The organism is Streptomyces sp. NPDC058685, from assembly GCF_042714725.1.
Classification (GTDB): domain Bacteria; phylum Actinomycetota; class Actinomycetes; order Streptomycetales; family Streptomycetaceae; genus Streptomyces.
Genome location: NZ_JBHXSL010000009.1, coordinates 87695 through 96338, shown reverse-complemented (window position 1 = coordinate 96338; position 8644 = coordinate 87695). Strand labels below are relative to the sequence as shown.

Sequence of the window (8644 nt, the reverse complement as noted above, 5' to 3'; positions counted from 1 at the left end):
GCGCCCCCTCTTCTGGGGCCCGGCCCCCCGCCCGCCCCTGGCCCGTCCCCCCCGGCCCCGCGGGGGGGGGGGGGGGCCCGCCGCCCCCCCCCCGCCGCGATCTGGGTGATGTCCGGGCCGGCGCTGCGGCCGGGACCGGTGGGTCCGTGGCCGCCCGGCCCGCCACGGAGCCCGACCACCACGTCACCGGCGCCGTGGCCGCTCCCCAGAGTCCCGGCCGACGTTCCGGTGGCACCGGTGCCTATGAGGGCAGGTGCCGGCGCGAGGCCGGTCGGCAGGGGGGCGGCGGTACGCATGAGGTTCCTCCGGGAAGAACGGTGCGACTGAGGTCGTCTTCTTCGAGGTAAGGCGCAGCGCGTGTCGCACGCCTGCTGATGCCGCATCAGATATGGGCCCATTCCTGGCGTGTCGCGCTGGACAGCGGAGGTTGTCGCAGGTCAGGGCGGGCCGAGGCGAATCGCGGTCGCCCGGACTGAATGGGTGACGCGGACCTGCGCGCCGGGGGTCACTTGCTGCGGGCTGCGCCCCCGGGGCCCGCATGTCGCCGACGGCGGGCTGGGGGGGGCGTGCGTCGCGGGCGGACGCCCTTCGCCGGCGGCGGGCCGGGGCGCCCCCGGGTGGCAGGCATGGACGCCCCGCTGTCAGGGGCCCACTGCTCGCCGGCGGCCGTGGAATGGCCGGGCGTCTCCGCCCGTAGGACCCTGGACCGCGGCCGGCCCGCGTACTCCCGCCGCAGCGTCGATCCCTCACCGCGGCCGAGCGCCCCCACGGGGCACCCGCGCCCACCCACGGCCCCACACGCCCCTGCGCCCAACACCCCGCCGGCCGCAGGCCAGAACACCCCCACTTCCGTCCACTTGACCTCAAGCAAGCTTGAGGTACCACCCTCGTGCCCATGGACCTCATCACGCAGCAGAATCCGCAGACAGACCCCTCCACGGACGCCTCCCGCGTCGTCCCCCTCCGGCTCGCCGTCATCCTTGCCAGCAACCGACACGGGCGCTTCGGCCCCGTCATCGCCGAGTGGTTCCTCGTCAACGCACGGCAGCGGGAGGACTTCGCGGCCGAGCTCGTCGATCTCGGGGAGGTGGACCTCCCCACCGCCATCTCCCACGATCCCTCGCCCGCCGTCCGCGCCGAGCTCGACAAGGTCTCGCCCGTCCTGGCCCGCGCCGACGCCGTCGTCGTCCTCACCCCCGAGTACAACCACTCCTTCCCCGCGTCCCTGAAGGCGCTCGTCGACTGGCACTTCACCGAATGGCAGGCCAAGCCCGTCGGCTTCGTCTCCTACGGCGGTATGTCCGGCGGGCTGCGCGCCGTCGAGCAGCTGCGGCAGGTCTTCGCCGAGATGCATGCCGTGACCGTCCGCGACACGGTGTCCTTCCACAACGCGCGCGGCCACTTCGACGACGAGGGCCGGCACCGGGACCCGGCGGGCCCCGACGCCGCCGCGAAGGCGATGCTGGACCAGCTCGCGTGGTGGGGCCGTGCCCTGCGGACGGCCAAGTCGGCCCATCCGTACACCGGCTGAACCCGGCGGGTGGCGGGGCGCCGGCGGGGCTCCCGTACGGTGGGCCGGACCGGCCGGGCAGGGGCCGTGAGGCCCCGCCCGTGAGTACCCCCGTAGCGATCGGAGTCCGCCTGTGGCCCTGGCACTCACCGTTCTGACCACCACCGACAGCGCCGCCAAGGCGGAGGAGCTGGCGCGCGGAGCCGTGGAGGCACGGCTCGCCGCCTGCGCGCAGATCTCCGCGCCGGTCACCTCGGTCTACCGCTGGCAGGAGACGATCGAGACCGCGCAGGAGTGGCAGATCCTGTTCAAGACGTCCGAGGAGCGCTACCCGGAGCTGGAAGCGCATCTGCGGGCGGCCCACGACTACGAGACGCCGGAGATCATCGCCACCCCGGTGGTGGCCGGCGGCGCGGACTACCTGTCGTGGATCGACACGGAGACCTCGGCCCGATGAACGGCCAGGACCTGCCCTTCTTCGTCTACGGCACCCTCCGGCCGGGGGAGTGCAACCACCATCTGTTCCTGCACGGCCGCACCGCCGCCGAGGAACCGGCACGCCTCCCCGGAGCGGTGCTCTACGACGGCCCCGGCTACCCGTACGCGGTCGAGTCCCGCACCCGTGGTGCCTCCGGCGTCATGGGCGATCTGCTGACGGCCGCGCCGGGGGAGTACGGGGATCTGCTCACCGTGCTCGACCGGCTGGAGGAGTACGTCGCACCCGGACACCCGCGCAATCTGTACGAACGGGTCGCGCTCGACGTGCTGCGCCCGGACGGCACGGCGGTACGGGCGTGGGTCTACGTGGCGGCCCCCGACGTGGCCGGGAGGCTCCGCGCGCACGGCACCGCCATCCCCGGCGGCGACTGGTGCGCCCGCCCGGTCGCCTGACCCCGGCCCCCGCCGCGGCGCCCACCCTGCCGGCACCGCCACCGCCATCCCGAGGCCCGAAGGGGGCTACCCCGCCTCCCGCGCCCCGGCCCCGTCACCCACCCGCTCCACCCGGACCGCGCACACCTTGAACTCCGGCATCCGGGACGTCGGGTCGAGCGCCGGGTTCGTCACCGAGTTGACCCGGCCCTCGCCCGGCCAGTGGAACGGCATGAACACGGTGTCCGGCCGGATCCCCGTGGTGATCCGCGCCGGCCCGACCGCCCGCCCGCGCCGCGAGACGACGGCGATCCGGTCGCCCTCGACCGCCTCCAGGCGTTCGGCGAGCAGCGGATGCAGCTCCACGAAGGGCCCCGGCGCCGCCGCGTTGAGCTCGTCCACGCGCCGCGTCTGGGCCCCGGACTGGTACTGGGACACGACCCGGCCGGTCGTCAGCAGCACCGGGTAGTCGTCGTCCGGCTCCTCCGCCGCCGCCCGGTGCGTGACCGGTACGAAGCGGGCCCGCCCGTCGGGGGTGGCGAACCGGTCGAGGAACAGCCGGGGCGTGCCCGGGTGCCGGAGCGTCGCCGAGTTCTCGGGGCAGGGCCAGAACACCCCGTCCTCCTCGGCGATACGGCGGTACGTGATGCCCGAGTAGTCCGCGGGTCCGCCAGCGGACGCCCGCCGCAGCTCCTCGAACACCTCCTCGGGGTCCGCCGGGAAGCCCTTCTCGTGACCGAGCAGCGCCGCCAGTCCGCCGAGGATCTCGAGATCGCTGCGGACACCCGCCGGCGCGGACACCGCGCGGCGGCGCAGCAGCACCCGGCCCTCCAGGTTCGTCGTCGTGCCCGTCTCCTCGGCCCACTGGGTCACCGGAAGCACCACGTCGGCCAGCGCCGCCGTCTCGGAGAGCACCACGTCCGCGACCGCGAGGAAGTCCAGCGACCGCAGCCGCTCCTCCACATGGGCGGCCCGCGGCGCCGACACCACCGGGTTGGAGCCCATCACCAGCAGCGACCTCACGTCGGTACCGAGAGCGTCGAGGAGTTCGTACGCGCTGCGGCCCGGCCCCGGCAGCGACTCGGGCGCCACACCCCACACCTCGGCCACATGCGCGCGGGCCGCGGGGTCGTCCAGCTTGCGGTAGCCGGGCAACTGGTCGGCCTTCTGGCCGTGTTCGCGGCCGCCCTGGCCGTTGCCCTGCCCGGTCAGACAGCCGTAGCCGGACAGCGGGCGCCCGGCCCGCCCCGTGGCGAGGCACAGATTGATCCAGGCGCTCACCGTGTCCGTGCCCTTGGACTGCTGCTCGGGGCCGCGGGCGGTGAGGACCATCGACGATGCGGCGTCGCAGAACAGGGCGGCCGCCGCGCGCAGTTGGGGCACACCCACCCCCGTGATCCGTTCGACCAGCTCCGGCCAGTACGCCATCGCCGCGGACCTGGCCTCCTCCCAGCCGCTCGTGCGGTCCGCGATGAACGCCTCGTCCGTGCGCCCCTCGGCCACCACCAGATGCAGCAGGCCGAGCGCCAGCGCCAGATCCGTGCCGGGCCGGGGCGCGAGATGGAGGTCCGCCTGCTCGGCGGTGCGGGTGCGGCGCGGGTCGATGACGATCAACGTGCCGCCGTTCTCCCGCAGTTCGGTGAGGAAGCGCAGGGCCGGGGGCATGGTCTCGGCGGGGTTGGAGCCGACGAGCACCACACAGCCCGTCCGCGGAATGTCCTCCAGCGGGAACGGCAGCCCCCGGTCCAGCCCGAAGGCACGCTGATGGGCGGCAGCGGCCGACGACATGCAGAAGCGCCCGTTGTAGTCGATCTGCGAGGTGCCGAGCACCACCCGGGCGAACTTTCCGAGCGTGTACGCCTTCTCGTTGGTGAGCCCGCCGCCGCCGAACACACCGACCGCGTCCCGGCCGTGGGCCGCCCGGGTCCGCAGCAGCCCTTCCGCGACCCTCTCCAGGGCCTCTTCCCAGCCGGCCGGTTCGAGTCTGCCGGTGACAGCGGACCTGACCAGGGGCTCGGTCAGGCGTACCCGGGAGGAGAGCAGCGCGGGGGCGGTACGGCCCTTGCCGCACAGCGCGCCCCGGTTCACCGGGAAGTCCGGCCGCTCCACGACCTGCACCGTCTCCTCGCCGGCCCCGGGAGCGCGCAGATTCATGCCGCACTGAAGGGCGCAGTACGGACAGTGCGTCGCGGTGAGCGGGGCGGCGGGGGCGGTGAGCTCGGACATACGGCCAGCGTGCGCGGCCTCTGTTACGCCGGCCCTCGTGCCCCATTACGGCCGGGGTACGCGCCCCTCCGCATGCCCTGCCGCGCCCTGTGAGGCGCCGCCACCGCAGGCACGCCGCGGCCGGTCAGGCGCGGCGGCCCAGCAGCGCGAGCAGCCTGGCCTGGTGGCTGTGGGCCGGCGGCGGCTCGATCGGCGGGGCGAACAGCCCGGACGCCTCCAGCTCCGACGCGTACGGACTCACCTCGTCGAGCGCGAAGGCCACCAACGCGTCCGGCAGCTGCTCGGGCGCGCCGATCGCACGGGAGAGGTCCCAGCTGTGCACGACCGCGTCCGTGGTCATCTGCGCGCAGTAGGCCACCGCGGGCGTCTCGCCGTAGGAGAGCCGCACCGTACGCTCCAGCGCCCCGGGCTCCGCGAACGCCTCCCGGGCGGCGCGCGCCGCCGCGTCCCAGCTCCGGCGCGGATGTGCGCCGAGGACGTCGCCGTCGTACGCCTCGCCCACCTCGTCGAGATCCGCTTCCTCGACCACCAGATGGGGCACCCACAACTGTTCCGCGGTCAGATGGTTCACGAGATCGCGCACCGACCACTCGGTACAGGGTGTCGGATCGTCCCACTGCTCCTGGCGCACGGCGTGCACCCGGTCGGAGAAGAGCGCGAGCGCCTCGGTGTGCCGGCTGAGCAGGGTCGCCACGTCGTTTTCCATACCGATCACTGTCGCGCGCCGCGCATCCCGAAGCGAGCGGCCCGCCGTGTGTCACCCGCAGACGATCACCGTCCGGACGCGGCCAGCGCCTCGTGCACACCCTTCTCCTCGGCGCCCAGGAACCGCGGATCGGGTTTCACCGCCGCGTCCAGCGCGGCCTTGCCGGCCGCGGCCATCTCGCGGACGCCGCCGTAGTACCAGGTCGCGTCGTGCGGTTCGGAGACCCCGACGCCGTACGACTCGACCCCCGCCGAACGGCACAGCGCGACGGCCCGCCGGATGTGGAAGCCCTGCGTCACGAGCACCGCCCGGTCCACGCCGAAGATCTTCTTGGCGCGCACACAGGAGTCCCAGGTGTCGAACCCGGCGTAGTCGCTGACGATCCGCCCGTCCGGCACGCCCCGGGCGGTCAGATAGGTGCGCATGGCGTCGGGCTCGTCGTACTCCACCCGGCTGTTGTCCCCGGTGACCAGGACGACCCGCACCTTGCCCGCCCGGTACAGCTCGGCGGCCGCGTCCAGCCGGTGCGCGAGATAGGGCGTCGGCCGGCCCTTCCACAGGCCCGCCCCGAAGACCACGGCCACATCCTGCGCGGGCACCTGCGCTACGGTCCTCACCCGGCTGTCCGCCACGGCGTGCATCCAGGTCGCCGGGGCGAGAGCGAGCACACAGCCGAGCATCGCGGCCTGCACGAGGCGCCGCTGAGAGCGGCGCGAGCGGGGCAGCCCGGGCAGGCGAGGTCTGAGTCGTGATCCCTTCACACCCGGTCAGACGCGGAACGGACCGGATCGGTTCGTTCGCCCGAGGGCTGTCCTGTCGGCGACGACGAGCGGCCCTCGGTCCGGCACGACGGTCCTGACACCGGCCGCGGGGCGGCGGTGAGGCGGTGGAAAACACCTGTCACCGCCGTGCAACGGCCTCGCAATGTCGATCCGCCAGGATCTCTTCATGACGGAGCAGGTACAGGTACCAGACGGCCGGCCACTGCCCCTCGACACCACCGCTCAGCTGCTGTCACGGATCACCGACCAGCTGGGCACCCAACTCAGCCATGTGCGACTGAACGGAACCCGCAGCCCATGCCCCCGAACGAACGGCCCATCCTCGTCGCCGTCGCCCACGGCAGCCGCGAGCCCCGTGCCCTCCACACCGTCCTCGACCTCCTCGACCGTGTCCGCGAGCTGCGTCCCGGCCTCGACGTACGGCTCGGCCACATCGAGCTGAACCAGCCGCTGCTCGACGACACCCTCGCCGGTCTCGCCCCCGCACCGCACGCCCGGGACGGCGCGGCCGTCCTCGTACCGCTGCTGCTCGGCCGCGGGTACCACATCAAGCACGACCTGCCGCAGGCGGCGGCCGCCGTCCCCGGTGCGGACATCCGCATCGCCGCCCCGCTCGGCCCTCATCCCCTGCTGGTGGAGGCGCTCTGCTCCCGGCTCGCCGACGCCGGCTGGCAGCCCGGCGACGGCACCAGCCGCAGCACGGGTGTCGTCCTGGCGGCCGCCGGATCCCGCGACCCCGAATCGGCGGCCGACGCCCGCAGCACGGCGGCGATGCTCAGCGAGCGCCTCGGCGGAGTGCCGGTCGTCGCCGCGTACGCCTCGGCCGCGTCCCCCACGGTCCCGGCCGCCGTCCGCGCGCTCACCGCCCGCGGCCGCCACCGCATCGCCGTCGCCTCCTACTTCGCGGCCCCCGGTCTCTTCGCCGCCCGCAGCGCCGCCGCCACACCCTGGATCGCCGCCGCCCCGCTCGGTGCGCACCCCGCGCTGGCCCGGCTGCTGCTCCAGCGCTACGACGAGGCGCTGACCGTCCCGTACGCGGCTCAGCGGCGCGAACTCGCCTCCGCGTAGCCCACCGGGTCGACCGTCCCTCGGCCGCTCCGGTTACCTTCGGTGCATGGCAGGCACCACCAGCACCACCCCGCCCGGGCCCGGCACCTACGACGGAAACGGCCTCCACGACGACGGCTACGACGATGCGGCCTCCGCGCGCTGGGCGCCCGAGCCCGACAAGCGTCCGGGGCGCACCGCGTTCCAGCGCGACCGCGCCCGTGTGCTGCACTCCTCCGCGCTGCGCCGCCTCGCGGGCAAGACCCAGGTCGTCACCCCGGGCACCCGCAACCAGGCGTGGGACGCCAGCCCGCGCACCCGGCTGACCCACTCCCTGGAGTGCGCCCAGGTCGGCCGCGAGCTGGGCGCCGCGCTCGGCTGCGACCCCGACCTCGTCGAGGCCGCCTGCCTCGCCCACGACATGGGCCATCCGCCCTTCGGGCACAACGGCGAGCAGGCGCTCAACACGTTCGCCAAGGACTGCGGCGGCTTCGAGGGCAACGCCCAGTCGCTGCGCCTGCTGACCCGTATCGAGCCCAAGAGGTTCGTCCCCACCGACGACGGCGATGTGGTCAGCGTCGGTCTGAACCTCACCCGCGCGACGCTGGACGCCGCCACCAAGTACCCCTGGCCGCGCGGCGGTCACCCCACCGACCCCGCGTCGGTCAAATTCGGGGTGTACGAGGACGACCTGCCCGTCTTCGCCTGGGTGCGCGACGGCGCGCCGGAACACCGCAAGTGTTTCGAGGCCCAGGTCATGGACTGGGCCGACGACGTCGCCTACTCGGTGCACGACTTCGAGGACGGACTGCACGCCGGCCATCTCGACCCCGGCCTGCTGCTCGCCGAACCGGAGCGCAGCGACATCTGGCAGGTGGCGATCGGCCGGTACGTACCCTCCGACACCGACCCCGAGGAGCTCGCCGAGGCGCTGGACCGCCTCCTCGAACAGGAATGGTGGCCGCACCACTACGACGGTTCGGCCGTCGCGCAGGCCCGCCTCAAGGACGCCACCAGCCAGCTCATCGGCCGTTTCGCCCTCGCGGCCGAGGGCGCGACCCGCCAGGCGTACGGCACCGGCAGGCTCACCCGCTACGCCGCCGAGCTCGTCGTCCCCCGCGAGGCACGCAACGAGTGCGCCGTTCTCAAGGCGGTCGCCGACCGCTATGTGATGCAGCGCGCCGAGCAGGAGACCCTCCGCGCCGACCAGCGCATCGTGCTCGCCGAACTGGCCGAGGCCCTCACCGCCCGCGCCCCCGACACCCTCGACCCGCAGTTCCGCGCCCTGTTCGCCGCGGCGGGCGACGACCGGGCCCGCGCCCGGGTCGTCGTCGACCAGCTCGCGTCACTCACCGACGCCACCGCCCGCAGTCTGCACGCGCAGCTCACGGCCCGCCGCTGAGCGGCCGGAGCGGCCCGCGCGGGGTGTCCGGGATGACACGCCCGATGGTCACCCCCTCTTCCGCCATCACGCTGCGTGCGGGACGCTCGCTGAAGGCTGCG

The 8644-nt window shown here is 74.2% G+C and carries 7 protein-coding genes and 1 pseudogene; 5 read left to right on the top strand and 3 right to left on the bottom strand.

The annotated features are described in order from the left end of the window. Positions 1–895: 895 nt before the first annotated feature. The 3 genes from ACFWU3_RS11245 to ACFWU3_RS11235 all read left to right on the top strand — a co-directional run bounded on the left by ACFWU3_RS11245 (position 896) and on the right by ACFWU3_RS11235 (position 2401). On the top strand, positions 896–1531 hold the full coding sequence (locus ACFWU3_RS11245; protein ID WP_384434526.1) for an NADPH-dependent FMN reductase: 636 nt from the start codon (positions 896–898) through the stop codon (positions 1529–1531). A gap of 112 nt (positions 1532–1643) precedes the next feature. Further along, positions 1644–1967: a divalent-cation tolerance protein CutA gene (gene cutA, locus ACFWU3_RS11240; protein WP_384434523.1), complete on the top strand. Its 324-nt coding sequence runs from the start codon at positions 1644–1646 to the stop codon at positions 1965–1967. Beyond that, a complete protein-coding gene (locus tag ACFWU3_RS11235; protein ID WP_384434520.1) occupies positions 1964–2401 on the top strand; it encodes a gamma-glutamylcyclotransferase family protein in 438 nt (145 codons plus the stop codon). The genes cutA and ACFWU3_RS11235 overlap by 4 nt, the downstream gene beginning before the upstream one ends. A 66-nt stretch (positions 2402–2467) precedes the next feature. Here ACFWU3_RS11235 and ACFWU3_RS11230 read toward each other — a convergent pair whose 3' ends face one another. The 3 genes from ACFWU3_RS11230 to ACFWU3_RS11220 all read right to left on the bottom strand — a co-directional run bounded on the left by ACFWU3_RS11230 (position 2468) and on the right by ACFWU3_RS11220 (position 5992). Continuing rightward, positions 2468–4606, bottom strand: a complete 2139-nt coding sequence (locus ACFWU3_RS11230; protein WP_384434518.1) for a molybdopterin oxidoreductase family protein — start codon at positions 4604–4606, stop codon at positions 2468–2470. A 124-nt stretch (positions 4607–4730) separates the two neighbouring features. Further along, a complete protein-coding gene (locus ACFWU3_RS11225) occupies positions 4731–5312 on the bottom strand; it encodes a TIGR03086 family metal-binding protein (RefSeq protein WP_384434515.1) in 582 nt (193 codons plus the stop codon). Positions 5313–5377: 65 nt separating this feature from the next. Beyond that, positions 5378–5992 carry a vancomycin high temperature exclusion protein gene (locus ACFWU3_RS11220; RefSeq protein ID WP_384434802.1) on the bottom strand — a complete coding sequence of 205 codons (615 nt, stop codon included), beginning with the start codon at positions 5990–5992 and terminating at the stop codon, positions 5378–5380. A gap of 268 nt (positions 5993–6260) precedes the next feature. Here ACFWU3_RS11220 and ACFWU3_RS11215 point away from each other — a divergent pair. Then, positions 6261–7162: pseudogene (locus tag ACFWU3_RS11215) on the top strand (sirohydrochlorin chelatase). Positions 7163–7208: 46 nt separating this feature from the next. After that, positions 7209–8543 carry a deoxyguanosinetriphosphate triphosphohydrolase gene (locus ACFWU3_RS11210; protein ID WP_384434512.1) on the top strand — a complete coding sequence of 445 codons (1335 nt, stop codon included), beginning with the start codon at positions 7209–7211 and terminating at the stop codon, positions 8541–8543. The last annotated feature ends 101 nt before the right edge of the window (positions 8544–8644 follow it).